This window comes from Luteimonas sp. TWI596, from assembly GCF_039674105.1.
Classification (GTDB): Bacteria; Pseudomonadota; Gammaproteobacteria; order Xanthomonadales; family Xanthomonadaceae; genus Luteimonas.
This window is the reverse complement of sequence record NZ_JBDJMU010000005.1, coordinates 43866-60278: the sequence shown is the minus strand read 5'-3', so window position 1 is coordinate 60278 and position 16413 is coordinate 43866. Positions and strand designations below refer to the sequence as shown.

The window sequence follows — 16413 nt, the reverse complement described above, 5'->3', positions numbered from 1 at the left end:
GGCGGTCCTCGGGTCGGGCTGTCGCGAAGCCCTGGAGGATACCGGCCCCCGCCTGACGAGCAGGTGCAGCCCGCGGGCCCTGCGCATGGCGGTCCGGCGCAGCCGGCCAGCCCGTCGAGGGCGCTATGCCCCGCGGCGCTCGCCGGTGTTCGGAGCGCCCGCGTCGTCCACCGCAATGAAGCGCAACCCCACACCCGGCTCGGTCGCGATGTAGCGCGGCGCCGCCGCATCGTCGCCAAGCCTGGCGCGTAGCTTGCCCACCAGGATGCGCACGTAATGCGCATCCTCGGTGTGGCTGGGCCCCCAGATCTCGCGCAGCAGTTGCGGCTGGGTCAGCACGCGGCCGGCATTGCGCAGCAACAGCGACAGCAAGGCGTATTCCTTGCGCGACAGCGGTAGCGGCACGCCGTCCAGGCGCACCTCGCGGCGCGCCAGGTCGATATGCAGATGCCCGTCGTCGAACACCGGCGCTTCGTCCGGGCCATGCGCCTGTTGGCGCAGCAGCATGCGGATCCGTGCCATCAGTTCGGCGGTGCCGAACGGTTTGGTCACATAGTCGTTCGCGCCCGCATCGAGCATCGGCTGGGCGAGCCGGCGCTGCTCCAGCCCGGGCCGCGGAGCCTGCGCATCGAAACGCAATGCGGCGACAACGTGTCGGTGTCGCGGCCCGCCGGCTCGCCGTGGCGACGCACCCAGTCCACCGCCGCCTGATCGAGCCCCTTGGGCAGGCCCAGCTGCTTGGCCGCAACCATCGCCGACACCGGGCCGAGCGGAATCTTTTGGCGGGTCATTTCCGCGCTCGCGTCGAGAGGCCTCGCCCCGGGTCCACCTGCCAGCGTCGAGGGCACGCCCTGTGCCGTCAGCAGCTGCGACCACAGCAGGCACAGCGGCAACATGACACGCACCATCGGGCGGACGACGTCGGCCCAGTAGTTGCCGATGTCGATGTGCGCGGTCGTTCGATCACGCGCATCGTCGGGCAAAGCCGCAACAAAGGGGGCCGCTGGTTACGCGCCGTTCTCGGTGCGTGAGCGCGGCGTCGAGCGCGAACGCGTCCGACAGCAGACCGGCCCAGCCGGCCACGAGGTCGAGCTCGTGCGAGGCAGCCGTCTGCGGCGCGAAACGTACGTCAGAGCCCCAAGCCTGGGCATAGAACCCGTGCATGCCGGCGAACTTGATGCCGGCCTGCACGGCCGGCCCCTCGTCGCTCTGGCTGGTGCCGCGCCAGACATAATCGCTGGTCAGCGTTGCACTGCCCGACAGCTCGGTGGCCGCAACACTGCCGACCGACGACACCAGCAAAGCAAGCGACAGGGCAACCCGGCGCGGGGTGACAGCACGACGATCCATGGCATCGGTCCTGGCGGACAGGCGCCGCCGATGCCGCGCAGTCTCGGTCCGGAGGCCATAAAGTCTCCATGCGGCCAGACGGGTGTCATCGTAAATTCGTCGTAAATCCGCCTCGCCGCTTGCCTGCCGAGTGCGGGAGACCGAGTCTGCTTGTGTACATTCGCGCCGCCTCGCGCGCACCGCGCATCCACACAGCGTGACCATCGACATCCCGTACCGATCTTTGCTTGACACATCACCGGCTCGGCCCGACGCTGACAGCATGAAGATTGATATCGATGCGCTCGGCGTGCGCGAGCTCGATGCCCTGTTGGCCGCAGCCGAGAAACGCAGGGCAGTGCTGGCCAGCCGACGACCGTTGGCCGCCGTGCGCCAGGACCTGATCGCCTTCGCCGCCTCCCAGGGCTATGCGATCGAGGAACTCGTCGGCATACCGTCCGCACCGCACAGTGCCCGGACGCCTGCCAGAAAGCGCAAGCGCGCCAAGGCCGCCGTCAAGTACCGCGACCCGGACAACCGGCGCAATACCTGGTCGGGCCGTGGCCGCATGCCGCGCTGGCTGGCCGAGAAGACCAAGCGCGGCCAGAGCGCTGCGGATTTCCTGATCCCGGGGCTCGCCCGTCCGACCGCGAAGAAAAGCGCCCCGATCGGCCAGCGGACGGTGTTCAAGCAGGCCTGACGCGCACGCGCGACGGGCAAGCCACCCGCTGCCGTCGGGCCGCGCGCCTCGAGGCATGGACACGTGGCGAGTACCGAAGCGAGGGGCGACCGAAGACCAGGCGGTCCTGACGCACCATCCCGTTTCCGGATACCGGGATTCCGGATATACGGTACTGCCACTTCCAACGAGGACATCCCGATGCCCGGCAAGTCGATCCACAAGCCCGAGTACAAGCTCCTGCTGGCCCTGCTGATCGAGATGCGCGACAAGGCCGGACTCAAGCAGGCCCAGTTGGCCGGGCAGCTGGAACGGTCGCAGTCCTACGTCAGCGATGTCGAGCGGGGCGTGCGCCGGCTCGATCTGCTGCAACTGCAGGAGTACTGCCAGGCCTGCGGCCAGGACCTGGTGGCCTTCGTCAGGAAGTTCGACAAGGCGACGCGCGCCCCGGAGGCGCGGCGCTGAGGCAGGCGCACTGCCTGGGCGGCGCCTGCAGCCAGCGCCCCAGTCGACCGCCTCGTGGCGGTCATTGCTTCGATCCAGTCGCGGTAGTGGCGCAGGCAAACATTGCACGCGACCTGGCCGTAACGTCCGGGCCATTCGCTCCGGACATCGCCCGGCACGCCCTTCCAGTCTGCCAGCCCGAAGCGCTGCCCACCCGACTGCACACCGCGAGGCCCAACCGCCCGCCGAAGCACAACCGGGGCTTTCGACGGGGCGGGCGGGCGCCGTCGAGCCGACCCCTGCGCCGCCGGGGCCTGTAAAATCGCCGTCTTTTGCGCGCCTCTCCGTGGATTCCTCGCCCCGCCCCGCCCTCCAGGGTCCGACGTTCGTCCGGCTGCTGGCCCGCCTGACCGACGCCGAGGCGGCGCGGGCGGCGTTGGTGCCGGCCGATCGGCTGAGCGAGTGGATCGACTGGACGCGGGCGGTGGCGCTGTCGAAGGTGCTCGACGCACGGCCGGCGGCGGCGGACACGCCGGCCACGCCGGCCACGCCCAGCGCGCACGACCCGACCGCCGCCTGCGCGCGGGTCCGCGCGACGCTGGCGCAGGCCATCGCCAGTGCGCCCGAACTGGCGACGCCGCAGTCCGTCACGCCATCAGACCATGCCGATCCGGGCGACACCGCCAGCGACGCTGCACCCGATTTCGCACCGCTGCGCCAGCGCTGCCTGACGCTACAGCGCGCGATGCAGGCCGCCACCGGGCGACTGCGCGGGGAACTGCGCGAAGCGCTGGCCCAGCGCTCGGCGCAGGCGGCGCGGTTGGCCGAGGTGGATGCGGTCATGGAAGGCGCGCTGGCCCCGCGCGAATCCGCGTTGCTGGGCGCGGTGCCGATGCTGCTCGAAGCGCATTTCGAGCGGCTGCGCGCGGCCGCGGCCGACTCCCAGGCCACGGCGCACGGCCCCTGGCTCGATGGTTTTCGCAGGGACATGCAAGGCGTACTGAGCGCCGAACTGGATGTCCGTTTCCAACCGGTGGAAGCGCTGCTCGCCGCGCTTCGTGCCCCCTGACGCAGTCATGTCCATGTCCTCACGTTCTCGCGCGCTGTCCCTTCTTCCCGCCTTGGCGTTCGCGCTGGGCCTGGCCGCGATCGCCTGGATCGCGCTGGGCTACATCGGCACCAACCCTTTGGCGCTCGCGGTGACGCTGCTGATTGGCGTGTGCTACGCGGCCGGCGCGCTCGAGCTGTGGCGTTACCGCCGCGCGACAGGGACGCTGGCCGACGCCGTCGCTGGGCTGTCGACCACGCCGCCGTCGCTGGGCGACTGGCTCGACCGGCTGGACCCGTCGCTGCGCGCGGCCGTGCGCCTGCGGGTCGAAGGCGCGCGGACTGCGCTGCCGACCCCTGCGCTCACCCCATATCTGGTCGGCATGCTGGTGCTGCTGGGCATGCTCGGCACCTTGCTGGGCATGATGGCGATGCTGCGCGGCACCGGGCTGGCGCTGGAGACCGCAACCGACCTGCAGGCGATCCGCGATTCGCTGGCCGCGCCGGTCAAGGGGCTGGGCTTTGCGTTCGGCACATCGATCGCGGGAATCGCGAGTTCGGCGATGCTGGGCCTGGCATCGGCCCTGGTTCGCCGCGAGCGGTCCACGATCGTGCACGGACTCGACGCCGCGATCGCGACGACGCTGCGCCCGCATTCCCACGCCTACCGGCACGAGGAAACCCTGCGCCTGCTGCAGCGCCAGGTCGACACGATGCCGGCGCTGGTCGACCGGCTGCAGGCGATGATGGCGACGATCGAGCAGCAGGCCGGCGCGACGGACGAACGCCAGGCGGCGCAGCAGGCCGCGTTCCACGCCCGCACCGAGACCGTGTACACCCAGCTCGCCGCCTCGGTGGAGCGCTCGCTGCAGACCAGCGTGGCGCAGAGCGCGCAGGCCGCCACCGCGGCGCTGCAGCCGGTGTTCGAGACCACGATGGCGGCGCTGGCCCGCGAAACCACGGCGCTGCAGGCGCGAGTGGCCGAAGCCGTGGACCGCCAGTTGCAGGCGTTGACGCAGGGCTTCGAGGCCTCGACGCACGCCGTGGCCGCACGCTGGGACCAGGCGCTCGACGGCCAGCAGGCGGCCAGTGCAGCCCTGACCGGCGAGTTGCAGGCAGCACTGGCGGGGTTCAACGCCAGCTTCGAGCAACGCGCCAGCGGGCTGCTCGACGCGGTCGTCGCGCGCCTCGATGCCACCGCCGCGCAGGCCGCCACGCTGCACGGCACCGTCGCTGACGGCGTGGATCGCCAGTTGCAGGCGGTCACCGCCGGTCTGGCGGCCTCGACAGCCGAGGTCACCGAGCGCTGGCAGCAGGCGCTCGCCGGCCAACAGGCCGCCCAGGCCGCGCTGGTGAACGATCTGCGCGAGACGCTGGCAGGTGTCGGCGAGACCTTCGAGCAGCGCACGACGACGCTCGTGGACGGCGTCGCGACGCGACTGGAGGCAACCACCGGCCAGATCGCCGACGGGTGGCGCCAGGCATTGGCGCAGCAGACCGACGCACACGATGCGCAGGCCGACCGCCACGAGCAGGCCCTGACCACGGCCGCGGTGGCGTTCGAGCGCCATTCGGCCGCCTTGCTTGAGCGCGTCGATACGTCGCACGGCGCGTTGCAGTCCGCGCTTGCCGAGCAGGACCGCGCACGGCTGGCCGCCTGGACCGACAGCCTGGCCGCACTGGCCGGCGCGCTGCGTGAGGACTGGGCGCAGGCGGGCGCCGAGACCGCCCGCCAGCAGCAAACGATCTGCGACACGCTGGCGGCCACCGCCGACACCATCACCGCGCAGACCCGTGAGCAAGCCGGCCAGACGATCGCCGAGATCTCGCGCCTGATCGACACCGCCTCGCAGGCCCCACGTGCCGCGGCCGAAGTGATCGCCGAACTGCGCCAGTCGCTGTCCGACAGCATGGCCCGCGACACCGCGATGCTGGAAGAACGCACCCAGATGCTGTCCACGCTCGATACGCTGTTGGGCGCGGTCAACCATGCCTCGACCGAGCAGCGGGCGGCGATCGACGCACTGGTGTCGACCTCGGCCGACCTGCTCGAGCGCGTGGGCACCCGCTTCACCGACCACGTCGAGGCCGAAACCGGCAAGCTCGGCGCGGTCGCCGACCAGGTGACCGTCGGCGCGGCCGAAGTCGCCAGCCTGGGTGAGGCCTTCGGCGCCGCCGCGCAGGTGTTCGGCGAGGCCAACGCGCAACTGGCCGAGCGCCTGGCGCGGATCGAGGACACGCTGGAGAAGGCCCTGGCGCGCAGCGACGAGCAGTTGGCCTACTACGTCGCCCAGGCACGTGAGGTCGTGGACCTGAGCGTGCTGGCGCAGCGGCAGATCGTCGAGGAGCTGCAACAACTGGGCGGCCGCCAGGCCGGCGCGGCATGAGCCTGGAGCTCGACGGCGACGAATCGAGCGCAGCCCCCGTCTGGGCCGCATTCGGCGACCTGATGTCGGTGCTGCTCGGCGCGTTCGTGCTGATCCTGGTCGGCGTGATCGGCGTGCAGTTGCAGTTGGAGATGAAGCTCGACGCCGAGATCGCGCAACGCCAGGCCGAGCAGCAGCGCCTGCAAACGCTGGAGCAGGCCCTGGCCGCACCGCTTGCGGCAGGGCGCATCACGCTGGTCGACGGCCGCATCGGCATCCGTGGCAGCGTGCTGTTCGCAGATGCTTCCGACCAGTTGCAGCCCGAGGGCCGCGACCTGCTGCGCAGCCTGGCCGGCCCGCTGGCGGAGTACCTGGCCTCACGCGACGAGATCCTGATGGTCAGCGGCTTCACCGACGACCGTGCACTGCGCGACCGCGTGCACTTCGCCGACAACTGGGATCTGTCGGCGCAGCGCGCGCTGACCGTGACCCGCGCGCTGGTCGGCGACGGCGTGCCGGCCGATTCGGTGTTCGCCGCCGCCTTCGGCGCGCAACAGCCGGTCGCCTCCAACGCCGACGCCGAGGGCCGCGCACGCAACCGCCGGGTCGAGATGGCCCCGGTACCGCGCAACCCGGCCGCGCGCGATGGCCGCTGAGCCCCCCCTGCCCGATCCCGCGGCGCTGCACGCCCGGCTCGACGCCTGGCGCGCGCAGGGTCTGGACCGGCACCAACCGCTGCGTGTACAGACGGTGGCGGCGCTGCTGCAACGCGCCTCGCGCCTGCACGGGGCGCCGCGCGAGGCGCTGCTGCGGCGGGCGGGCGCATGGGCCGAGCGCGTGGATCCAGCGCCCAAGGCCGCCGCGCCCGAGCCGACGGCGCCCGGTCCGCTGGACGCGCTGACGCGCGCGATGTGCGCCGGACCCGATGCCACGCGCTACCCCGAGCTGCCCGCGCTCGATACGTTCCGGCGGCTGTGGTCGGCGGTGCGCATCGGCAGCCAGGTGCGGCGTTCGCTGGCGAAGACGTCCGACGACGCCGGCCCGCTGAACTCGGCCCGTCTGGTGCACCGCTCGCTGACCCTGATGCGTCAGGTCTCGCCCGACTACCTGCAGCATTTCCTGGCCTACGTGGACACGCTGTCGGGCCTGGCGCAGTTGCAGGAGGCCGGTGCCCTGCCGGGCCAGACAGCGGCGCCGACACCGGCGGGCAAGCCGCGCGCCCGGTCGAAGTCGCGCCGGCGGCAGGGCGAAGGCGGCTGAAGCACGCCCTCACGCGCCCGCACGCCAGGCGGCGCCTTCCGCATTACGCTCGTCTTCACCTGCCTTGCATCGCAGGGTCGGTTGCGGCAATATGGCCGGCTCGTTGCGTCCGGATCATGGCGACATGGTCCCGACCCGCCCGGGGAAGCGCGGTCTTCCCGGCGGCGGTGCCACGAGAGGTTTCGACTCCCGTACCGCGCGATGGCCTTGCCGTCGGGGCCGCCATCTCCCTGGCCAAGGGCGATACCGTTCGCGGAACATCCTTTCCGCAGGAGCCCGACTCACCGTCGGACTTCCCATTATCGAGGTGCACCATGTCCCGAGTCTGCCAAGTCACCGGCAAGCGCACGACGACCGGCAACAACGTCTCGCACGCGCTCAACCGTACCCGCCGCCGTTTCCTCCCGAACCTGCACGAGCGCCGGTTCTGGGTCGCCAGCGAAAACCGCTGGGTGAAGCTGCGTGTGTCCACCAAGGCCCTGCGCACCATCGACAAGAACGGTATCGACGCCGTCCTCGCCGAGCTCCGTGCCCGCGGCGAGAAGATCTGAGGAGTAACGCAACATGGCAGGCAAGCGCGACAAGATCCGTCTGATTTCCTCGGCCAACACCGGCCACTTCTACACGACGGACAAGAACAAGAAGAACACCCCCGGCAAGATGGAGATCAAGAAGTACGATCCCGTCGTCCGCAAGCACGTGGTCTACAAGGAAGGCAAGATCAAGTGACCTGACCGCGCGTTCGCCTACGCGAACGCCGTCGTGTCACCCCCGCATCCGCGGGGCCTGGAAAGCCTGCCGCAAGGCGGGCTTTCTGCGTTACGGGGTGCATGCCCGATGGCGGTGGCCCAGGGCGTACAAGCGCTCGGTCCGTCCAAGCCGATCCGTTCAACGCCTCCATGCGCCCGACCTTGGCGTGCATCCGAGCCCAGATCTGCGCCGTGAGCACGCCGCGCCCTGCACAATCGTCCGATGGACTGGCATGCCCTGAACCTCGGACTGGCGATTCTGATCGCCGACTGGACGATCCGGATCGTCGCCCTGCTGTGGATTCCCTCGCGCACCCGTCCGGCGGCGGCGCGCAGCTGGCTGCTGTTGATCGGCTTCGTCCCGCTGGCCGGCCTGCCGCTGTACCTGCTGTTCGGCCATCCCTGGCTCTCGCGCGACCGCATCGCGCGACAGCGCCAGGCCTCGCAGGTGATCCGCGAAGAGCAACTGCCGCTGGCCGACCTGCGCTGGACACCGCCCGATGCCGGCGCCTCGGCCGAGATGGCGCCGCTGCTCGAACGGCTGGGCGATTTCATGCCCACACATGGCAATGCGGTGCAACTGATCGACGACTACGACGGTGCCCTGCAAGCCTTGCTGGCCGATATCGACGGCGCGCGCACCCGCGTCCATCTGCTCTATTACCTGATGTTCGACGACGGCACCGGCGAGGCGGTGACCGAAGCGCTCGAACGCGCGGCCGCACGCGGGGTGACCTGCCGGCTGCTGCTCGATGCGGTCGGCGCCAAGCGTGGCCTGCGCCGCTATGCGCGCCGGCTGCTCGCGGCCGGGGTGCAGGTCCACGCGATGCTGCCCGGCGGGCTGCAGTGGCGCCGCAGCGGACGCATGGACCTGCGCAATCACCGCAAGGTCGCGGTGATCGACGACACCGCGGCCTATGTCGGCTCGCAGAACCTGGCCGATGCGGACTTCATCGTCAGTGCCCCCAACCGCGAACTGGTCGCGCGCGTGCAGGGCCCGGCGCTGGCGCACCTGGAGGCGGTCTTCGCCAGCGACTGGTTCATCGAGACCGGTGAGCGGCTCGCGGTCGCCCCGACCACCGCACTGCCCGATGCCGATGTCGCCGCGCAGCTGCTGCCCAGCGGGCCGGCCTATCCATTCGAGAACGCGCGCGATACCGTCAACGCGCTGATCCACCTGGCCCGACGCCGGCTGGTGCTGACCACGCCCTACTTCGTGCCCGACGATGCCACGCTCAGCGCTCTGCGTATCGCTGCACTGTCGGGCGTGGAGGTACAACTGATCCTCTCGGCCAGCAACAACCAGCGGCTGACTGCCTGGGCGCAGGCCTCGTACTACGGCGAACTGCTCGAAAGCGGCATCCGGATCGCGCTGTACCGGCCGCACTTCCTGCACGCCAAGCACATGAGTATCGACGACGAGATGGCACTGGTCGGCTCGATCAATCTCGACATCCGCTCGTTCGCGCTCAACGCCGAGATCGGCCTGCTGGTCTACGACCGCGACGTGGTGACGCGCATGCGCGCGATCGAGGCCGGCTACCTGGCCGACGCCACCCCGGTGACGCTGGAGGACTGGCAACGGCGCCCGGCCTGGCGTCGCAGCCTGGAAGGGATCGCCCGACTGGCCGACTCGTTCCTGTAACGACTGCGCGGCGCGTGCGCCCTAGAACCCGCCGCCGGCATCGAGCCAAGCCTGCTCCTCGGGCGTATTGGTACGGCCCAGGACGTGGTTGCGGTGCGGGAAGCGGCCGAAGCGCGCGATGACGTCCAGATGCGCCTGCGCATACTCGCGGTAGGTCGCGATCCCGACATCGGCGAACAACTCCACCGAGCGCTGCTGGTCGGCGAGATCCTCGGCGTGTTCGAACGGCAAGTACACGAAGCCACGCAGCGCATCGTCATGTTCGCGATCGAGGCCGGCGTCCACCATCGCCTGCGCGTGGTGGCGGGCCAGGGCGTCGGTCGCGAAGGCGTGCGCGCTGCCGCGGAAGATGTTGCGGGGAATCTGGTCGAGCAGGATCAGCAGCGCCAGCCCGCCCTCGGCGGTCTTGGCCCAGTGGTCGAGCTCGCGGCGGGCAGCGGCAAAATGGGCGTCGCGGAAGCGGCGCTCGCAGTCGCGGTCGAAGGCCTCGCCACCACCGAACCACTTCGCCATACCAGCCTCGCGCCAGAACGCGGTCACTATCTCGGGAGTCATCGTATCCATGGGGCGAGCCTAACGCGGCCGGGCGCGAAAAGGCGCAAAACGCTGCCAACATCACGGGCCCCGACCTATACTTTCGCCCTCTCTCATTGATGGATACCGCCATGCGTCGCATGTTCCGCCTGTTGCCCGCGCTTCTCGTCTTGTCCGCGGCCTTCCTGCTGTCGGCCTGCCAGCGCGGCGAGGCCGATCAGGCCCTGCTGCAGGCGCCGGCCGTTGGCGATCTGTACGCCGCCGAGCTCAGCGCCTTCTCCGACTACGAGTTCACCGACGACAAGCAGACTGCGATCGACCCGGCCTACGGCCTGATGAAAGTGGTGGCGGTCGAGGACGACGGCGTGGTCGTGGTGACCGAGAACGCCGCCCTGGGCACCCGCGACCGCGCCCGCTCGGACATCAAGGACCCGTCGACCGTCGTGTTCGACGACAGCGAGCGCATCTCGATCTCCAAGGCCGACCTAGCCAAGGCGTACAAGGACGACCTGATCTACGTCGTGCGCCGGCCCGCCGCCGAGTGAGCCACGCGCCATGCGAGACGAAGAAGCCCGGCGTGTGCCGGGCTTTTTTGTGCGTCGCTGCCGACCAACGGCCGTCGGCACGTCTCTGCCTAGCGACCCGGTCGGGCAGGCCCGAGCGCGAGCAGTTCGGTGCCGATCGCGACGTGGGTGATCGCCACGCCGTCCCAGTGATAGTGCAGATGCGGGCCCTGGCGCGCCGGCGAGACCAGGTCGGGATGGAACGCGGCGATGCACTGGCCACCCGGCCGCCGCACGCTGTCGTAGACGATGCCCTCACTGCCGGCCGCGCGCAGCGCGACGGCCGCACGCTGGCTGGCGCCGTAGTGATCGGGATCGTGCAGGGCCGGCCAGCCACCGCGGATGTCGTGGAAGTCGCCGGCCACATCCGCCAGATAGCTGCGCAACTGCAGCACACAGGGCGGCTCGCGCGTGTGCCGCAGGAAGCGGCTGCGGTGATAGACGGTCTCGGCGATCGCGGTATCGCGGTCGCGGGCGGCGTAGTAGACGCCGAACGTTCCGTCCGCGAAGCGCGAGCCGTCGCGGTTGGGATGGGTGAAGGCGGCCATGATCGCGGTGGTCCCGGGGCCGGCGATCCGACGCCCTGGCGGCACCAGCTGGATCCTGCCCAGTTCCTGGCGCAGCCTCGGATTGGTCATGCCCTCGAGCTCGAACAGCGCCTCGAGGTCCTGGGGGTCGGCGATCGCGTCGAAGACGCCGACCGGCGGAAACCGGCTGGACACGATGCGATGGCTCGGCCGCCACGCGATCGGGCGGACCGGAGGCGTCGCCTCAGTTCCAGCCGCGCTGGGCATCGAGATACTCGCGGACCACGTACAGGTCAGCGACGTGGCCGCCAAGCATCCGCTCCAGCGCCGACGTGCCGCCGAACGGCGGCGCGGTGTTGGCCCGATGCACCCAAGCATCGGCCTGCGCGTCGTCGGGGAACAGGATGTGCAGCGCCTTGTAGATGCCGAGCAGATAGCTGATCCGCTCCAGCACGTCGCCCGAGACGGCGCCTGCGCGGTCGCGCTTCCAGCGGAAATAGGTCGACCGCCCGGGGTTGCCGAGCAGCCGCCGTTCCTGATCGGCGCTCAGCCCCCAGCGCTCGGCGATGTTGAAGAACGCCTTGAGGGCCGGACCGGCGAGATCGCGACGGGTCGACGGGATCAGCGGCGCTTCGTTGACGTGCATGGCAGGCCTCCAAGTCCATGAATGGGACTTGATGCCTGTTATAGTCCCGAATGGGACTCGATGCAACCGCGTGCCGACGCCGGCGCCCGCGCGGTTCACGGTGGCGCCCTCGGTCAGCCCTCCAGCGGCGTCAGCAGCCGGAAGCGCGACTCTGTGGAATGGGCGGTGCCCGCAACGAGCGTATCCGGGCTGAAGCCCGGCGGATCGGGCAACGCCCAGGCCGGGCTGCTGCGTGGGCCGGGATGGTAGGCGCTCCACTGGCCGTAGGCCGGCACTGCCGGCGGCTGATTCCCCATGGTGAGCGCAAAATCGACCGGCACGCGAACGATCCAGTAACCGCTTTCGGGCACTTTGCCGTCATCCGGCGGCAAAAAGCGCCAGTCCTTTGCGGCCGCGAGCGCCGCCTTGGTCAATGCTTCGCGGACAGTCGCCATCTGACGTACAGTGCCCAGCGCGGTCAGGTTGACCTGCTCGGCCGCAACTTCGCCTACACCGCCGCTCGGTACCACCTGCACAAGCAGGTAGACCGTGCCTTGGCCGCCCATCATCACGCTTTGTCGGGGATAGCGAGGGGGCCGCATTTCGACCGATCGGACCCTGGCGGAGTCGGGGTTGTCGGCCGACGCCTCATCGCCGAAGTGCGCACTGCGAATCGCGATCGTCATATGGTCCTCGCCCGCAGGGGTCGCGACCACGCGCAGCCCCATCTTCGCGCGCGCCGGCACGGGCACGCCATCGACGAGCACCGGTTCGAACCGCATCTCAGGCACGAAACGCCGCAGCAAGTTCACAACGTGCGCGGGCAGCTTGTCCTCCTGATCGATCGCATGGGCCGACACCCGACCATCGCGTTCGATGTCGACGGTCCCGGTCACCAGCATGCTGGCCTCGACCTCGCTGCGGATCTGGCGCGCGTTCTGCGCGAACACCGGCGGCAGACACAGCGCCAACAGCGCGAGCAGCACAACGACACGCCTGCGAACCATGATTGCGTCCTGCATTGATGGGCGGCCATCATGCCCCCCTGAACAGGCGGGCGCAACGCAGATACCTTCGAACGCGGCTCAGCGCTCGCGCAGGAATCGCGCCATCGACACGCCGTCCTGCGCAGGCACCGACGTGAACTCCGCCGCGACATCGACGAAGCCACGCATCACCGCGATCTCCCGCGGCGTGCGATTGAGCGTGTCGCGCAGGTCCGGATCGGCCCCGGCGCGCAGCAGGCGCCGGGCCAGGCGCAGTTGCCCGTGCAGGCCGGTCAGGTGCAGCGGCCCGAAACCGCGCGGGTCTTGCGCGTCAAGCGACACGCCCTCGTCGAGCAGGTGTTCCATCGCCGCCAGCACGACATCCTCGTCGCACGCGGTGCCGGGTTCGGCGCGCGCACCGAGCAGCAGCAACAACGGCGTCACCCCACCGGCGGCCGGCGCGTCGATCTGGGCACCGGCCAGCAGCAGCGTGTCGAACAGCGCCAGCAGGCGCGTGCGATCGCGCGAGGTGAAGCCATACAGCGCCCCGCAATGCAGCGGCGTCAATCCCTGGGCATCGGTGGCGTGGATGTCGGCGCCGGCCGTGAGCAGGCGCGCGGCCAGGTCCGGCAGGCCGAGCGCGGCGGCCAGCATCAGCACGCTGACCTCGCCGGGCAGGCGCTGGTCGAGCGGCGCCCCGGCGGCGAGCAGACGATCGACGACCGCGGCATGGCGCATGCTGACCGCCGCCGACAGCGCCGTCGCACCTGAGCTTGCCGCGCAGGTCGTGTCGGCACCGCGCGCGAGCAACAGGTCGACGACCGCCAGATGCCCGCCCCCGGCCGCGCGCAGCAGCGCGGTGCAGGCCTGCGCGTCGGGCGTGTCGATATCGAAGCCAAGATCGAGCAGCCGGCGGACGGCCTCGGCGTCGCCGGCCGAGGCCGCCTGCGGTAGATCGGTGGCCGCGAGCGCGCGACGCGGGAGTGCCCAGCCCTGCCAGTCCAGCCAATCGGCGAGGTCGCGCCGGCCGGCCGACAGCGCGACGCCCAGCGGCGTCTGTCCATCGGCGGCCCGCGCCGACGGCGATGCGCCATGCCGCACCAGCGCCTTGAGCGCGCCCTCGCGGCCGAGCGCGGCCGCCAGATGCAAGGCGGTCATGCCGCGAGAATCGCGCGCATCGGGATCGACACCCAATCCGGCCAGGCGCTCGACCAGCCGCGGCCATCCCAGCCGGACGGCCAGCGCCAGCGGCGGATCGCCCTGCGGCGACGCGGCGAACGGATCGGCGCCACGCGCCAGCAGCTCCAGCGACAATCCTTCGAACGCGCGCGCCGCATGGTCGCCCTCGACGCAGGCGGCCAGATAGGCCGCCAGGCCACCCGCACCGGCAGGCGACGCGCCATGGCGCAGCAATGCCTGCAGCACCGGCAGTGCGTCCGGCGCGCGGGCGAGCAGCGCGGTCAGAGGTGTCCGGCCATCCGCATCGCGCACGTTGGGGTCGGCGCCATGGGCAAGCAGCCACTCCACCTGCTCGAGCGACGGCGGCGACGCCGGGTCGGCCAGCAGACTGCCCAGTTCGGCGGGGCCGACCAGCCGCAACAGGTCGCCCAGTTGCGCCTGCCGGCCTTCGCTCAGCCCGGCGCGCAACAGCAACAGCGGCGCACGGTCGCCGGCGGTGTCGTCGCCGTCCATGTCGAGATTGACCGGCAGCGGATAGCTGGAATCGAGCAGACGGACCAGCGACCAGCGCCCGGCCTCGGCTGCACGGTCGACGGCGCGCTTGCCGTCGCCGTCGACCACATCGGCCGGGACGCCCAGCGCGAGCAGGCGCTGGACCAGCGCCGGCGACGCAGGCTCGGCCGCGCAGGCGAGCATGATCGCGTTGCGCCCAGCGATGTCGACCGCCGCAACGTCCGCGTCCGCGGCAAGCAGCGCGTCGAGCGCGGCCAGGCTGCCACCGCGTGCGGCATCGAGCAGCGGCGTGCGGCCATCGTTGTCGCGCGCACGCACGTCGGCGCCGGCCGCCAGCAGGGCCGCCAGGATCTCGACGTGGCCGTGCGAGGCAGCCACGTGCAGCGCGCTGCGACGTTGGCGATCGCGCGCATCGACCCGGCCCTTGTGGCGGATCAGCAACTGCACGCCGGCCGCATCGTCCTCGTCCCCGCCCGACGCTGCCAGCAGTGCCGGCGTGGCGCCTTCGACTTCGGGCCGGGCGCCGTGCTCGAGCAGGAATTTCGCCAACCGCCAGTTGCCCGCGGCGCAGGCCACGCCGAGCGGGGTCAGCGCCTCGTGGTTGGTGACGTCGAGCTCGGCTGACGCATCGCGCAACAGGGCGACCACGCCCGGGTCGGAACTGCGCGCGGCCAGGTGCAGCGGCGTATTGCCCTCATGGTCGGTCACGCGTGGATCGGCGCCATTGGCGAGCAGGGTCATCACCGCATCGGGTCGGCCATGCCAGCTGTCGCGCGTGGCCGCCAGCAACGGGGTCATGCCGGCATGCGCGGCGTTGACGTCGACGCCGCGCGCGATGAGCTCGCGCAGCAGCCGCAGATCCGGCAACACCGCCGCCAGCACGGCAAGGCTGCGCTGGTCCCGCGTCTCGGGCGAAGGTAACGCGCGCACGTCGGCGCCAGCCTCGATCAGCGCCAGCGCACGTTCGACCCGGCCGGCGCGCGCCGCGGCATACAGCGCCACTTCGGGATCGGCGTCGACCGGCTCGTCGAACAGCGCGGCGGCCGGGTCGCCGGGCATGTCCACCACCGGCATCGGCAGCGCCTGCGGCGGAGCGAGCCGCTGCAGGCCAACGTGCAACAGCCACCACGCCAGCGCGGCCGCCACGGCCAGGCCGACCCGCACACCCGGCGCCAGCGTCGGCAGCCAGGCCGGTGCAAGTGCGATCGCGAGCGCCGCAGTCACCGCAGCGGCGACCGCGATCCCACGCGCGGCGCCGATGTCCTGGTCGGCCAGCGCCCGCCAGTGCGCGCGCAGGTCGCCGCCGTCGCGTTCGATCGCGTGCCACAACGGCCAGGTCCGCCAGACGCCGACCATCACCAGGCCGACCGCGACGCTCAGCCCGAGCGCACCCCCCAGATCGCCGCCGCGGCGCAGCGCGGCCAACGGCCAGGCCGCGAGCAGCGCGCCGGCCGCGGCCGCGCTCGCCCAGACGATCGCCAGCGCACGGACATCCGGCCAGAGCGAACCATCGGTGCCGCCACGCGCGCGCGCGCGCACGGCCAGCGCGAAGCCCGGCTGCGCCAGCACGCCGGCAATCGCCGCCGGCACGCCACCCAGCAGCGTGCACGCGGCCAGTCCGAGCGCCACGGCCAGCGCGATCAAAAACCGTCGCGGCGGGGCCGTTGGCGCGTGGCGACGCAAGTGCTCAGGCATCTCCGCTCCAGTCATCGGTCAGCGGATCGGCCACCGAGCGTGGCGGCATCTGCAGGTGAAAGCCCTGCGACTGCAGGTTGCCGCGCACCTGCGCCGGGTTTTCGCGGGCAAGCCGACGCTCGGAGGTCAGCGCCACCTCGAGTACGAACACCAGCGCGCCGAGCTCGGCGCGCAGCGAATCGGGCAGGACGTCGAACGCGTCCCTGGTGGCGAGGTACACGTAGGTGTCCGCCTTGCGCTGACTTTTGTAAACGTAGGCGTGCATGTGCGCA

The 16413-nt window shown here is 71.1% G+C and carries 17 protein-coding genes and 2 pseudogenes; 10 read left to right on the top strand and 9 right to left on the bottom strand.

Features of this window, described 5'->3' with window-relative positions; translation table 11 throughout:
- Window positions 1-123 precede the first annotated feature (123 nt).
- The 3 genes and pseudogenes from ABE487_RS05495 to ABE487_RS05485 all read right to left on the bottom strand — a co-directional run.
- Window positions 124-594: pseudogene (locus ABE487_RS05495) on the bottom strand (response regulator transcription factor); the annotation flags it as partial.
- A gap of 134 nt (window positions 595-728) precedes the next feature.
- Window positions 729-944 (bottom strand): annotated as a pseudogene (locus tag ABE487_RS05490) (potassium-transporting ATPase subunit KdpA); the annotation flags it as partial.
- A 19-nt stretch (window positions 945-963) separates the two neighbouring features.
- Complete coding sequence (locus tag ABE487_RS05485) at window positions 964-1350, bottom strand: TorF family putative porin (RefSeq protein WP_346452184.1); 387 nt, start codon at window positions 1348-1350, stop codon at window positions 964-966.
- A gap of 196 nt (window positions 1351-1546) precedes the next feature.
- On the opposite strand from ABE487_RS05485, the gene ABE487_RS05480 reads away from it, so the two are divergent.
- The 9 genes from ABE487_RS05480 to cls all read left to right on the top strand — a co-directional run bounded on the left by ABE487_RS05480 (window position 1547) and on the right by cls (window position 9519).
- Window positions 1547-2029 carry an H-NS histone family protein gene (locus ABE487_RS05480; RefSeq protein WP_346452183.1) on the top strand — a complete coding sequence of 161 codons (483 nt, stop codon included), beginning with the start codon at window positions 1547-1549 and terminating at the stop codon, window positions 2027-2029.
- 180 nt (window positions 2030-2209) lie between these two features.
- On the top strand, window positions 2210-2473 hold the full coding sequence (locus tag ABE487_RS05475) for a helix-turn-helix transcriptional regulator (RefSeq protein ID WP_346444268.1): 264 nt from the start codon (window positions 2210-2212) through the stop codon (window positions 2471-2473).
- 325 nt (window positions 2474-2798) lie between these two features.
- Window positions 2799-3521: a DUF3348 domain-containing protein gene (locus tag ABE487_RS05470; RefSeq protein WP_346452182.1), complete on the top strand. Its 723-nt coding sequence runs from the start codon at window positions 2799-2801 to the stop codon at window positions 3519-3521.
- A 13-nt stretch (window positions 3522-3534) separates the two neighbouring features.
- Window positions 3535-5886 (top strand): DUF802 domain-containing protein, encoded by a 2352-nt coding sequence (locus ABE487_RS05465; protein ID WP_346452181.1) that lies wholly within the window; start codon window positions 3535-3537, stop codon window positions 5884-5886.
- Window positions 5883-6521, top strand: coding sequence for an OmpA family protein (locus ABE487_RS05460; protein ID WP_346444264.1), 639 nt, complete (start codon window positions 5883-5885; stop codon window positions 6519-6521). The genes ABE487_RS05465 and ABE487_RS05460 overlap by 4 nt, the downstream gene beginning before the upstream one ends.
- Entirely contained in the window at window positions 6511-7125 is a 615-nt protein-coding gene (locus ABE487_RS05455; RefSeq protein WP_346444263.1) for a DUF2894 domain-containing protein, read from the top strand. The genes ABE487_RS05460 and ABE487_RS05455 overlap by 11 nt, the downstream gene beginning before the upstream one ends.
- Window positions 7126-7439: 314 nt before the next feature.
- Entirely contained in the window at window positions 7440-7676 is a 237-nt protein-coding gene (gene rpmB / locus ABE487_RS05450; protein ID WP_047137660.1) for a 50S ribosomal protein L28, read from the top strand.
- 13 nt (window positions 7677-7689) lie between these two features.
- Window positions 7690-7854: a 50S ribosomal protein L33 gene (rpmG, locus tag ABE487_RS05445; protein WP_183424779.1), complete on the top strand. Its 165-nt coding sequence runs from the start codon at window positions 7690-7692 to the stop codon at window positions 7852-7854.
- Between the two features lie 243 nt (window positions 7855-8097).
- Window positions 8098-9519, top strand: coding sequence for a cardiolipin synthase (gene cls / locus ABE487_RS05440; protein WP_346444262.1), 1422 nt, complete (start codon window positions 8098-8100; stop codon window positions 9517-9519).
- Window positions 9520-9540: 21 nt separating this feature from the next.
- Here cls and ABE487_RS05435 read toward each other — a convergent pair whose 3' ends face one another.
- Window positions 9541-10083 (bottom strand): DUF924 family protein, encoded by a 543-nt coding sequence (locus ABE487_RS05435; RefSeq protein WP_346444261.1) that lies wholly within the window; start codon window positions 10081-10083, stop codon window positions 9541-9543.
- A gap of 101 nt (window positions 10084-10184) precedes the next feature.
- Between ABE487_RS05435 and ABE487_RS05430 the strand changes: the two genes are divergently transcribed.
- Window positions 10185-10598, top strand: coding sequence for a hypothetical protein (locus ABE487_RS05430; protein ID WP_346444260.1), 414 nt, complete (start codon window positions 10185-10187; stop codon window positions 10596-10598).
- Window positions 10599-10687: 89 nt separating this feature from the next.
- Here ABE487_RS05430 and ABE487_RS05425 read toward each other — a convergent pair whose 3' ends face one another.
- The 5 genes from ABE487_RS05425 to ABE487_RS05405 all read right to left on the bottom strand — a co-directional run bounded on the left by ABE487_RS05425 (window position 10688) and on the right by ABE487_RS05405 (window position 16406).
- Window positions 10688-11338 (bottom strand): RES family NAD+ phosphorylase, encoded by a 651-nt coding sequence (locus ABE487_RS05425; RefSeq protein WP_346444259.1) that lies wholly within the window; start codon window positions 11336-11338, stop codon window positions 10688-10690.
- 49 nt (window positions 11339-11387) lie between these two features.
- The gene (locus tag ABE487_RS05420; RefSeq protein ID WP_346444258.1) at window positions 11388-11789 is read right to left on the bottom strand and encodes an MbcA/ParS/Xre antitoxin family protein; all 402 of its coding nucleotides are present in this window, start codon (window positions 11787-11789) and stop codon (window positions 11388-11390) included.
- A 113-nt stretch (window positions 11790-11902) separates the two neighbouring features.
- On the bottom strand, window positions 11903-12775 hold the full coding sequence (locus ABE487_RS05415) for a TonB family protein (RefSeq protein ID WP_346452869.1): 873 nt from the start codon (window positions 12773-12775) through the stop codon (window positions 11903-11905).
- 78 nt (window positions 12776-12853) lie between these two features.
- Window positions 12854-16141, bottom strand: a complete 3288-nt coding sequence (locus ABE487_RS05410; protein WP_346452179.1) for an ankyrin repeat domain-containing protein — start codon at window positions 16139-16141, stop codon at window positions 12854-12856.
- The gene (locus ABE487_RS05405; RefSeq protein ID WP_346452178.1) at window positions 16134-16406 is read right to left on the bottom strand and encodes a YcgL domain-containing protein; all 273 of its coding nucleotides are present in this window, start codon (window positions 16404-16406) and stop codon (window positions 16134-16136) included. Before ABE487_RS05405 ends, ABE487_RS05410 begins: the two co-directional genes overlap by 8 nt.
- Window positions 16407-16413: the final 7 nt, after the last annotated feature.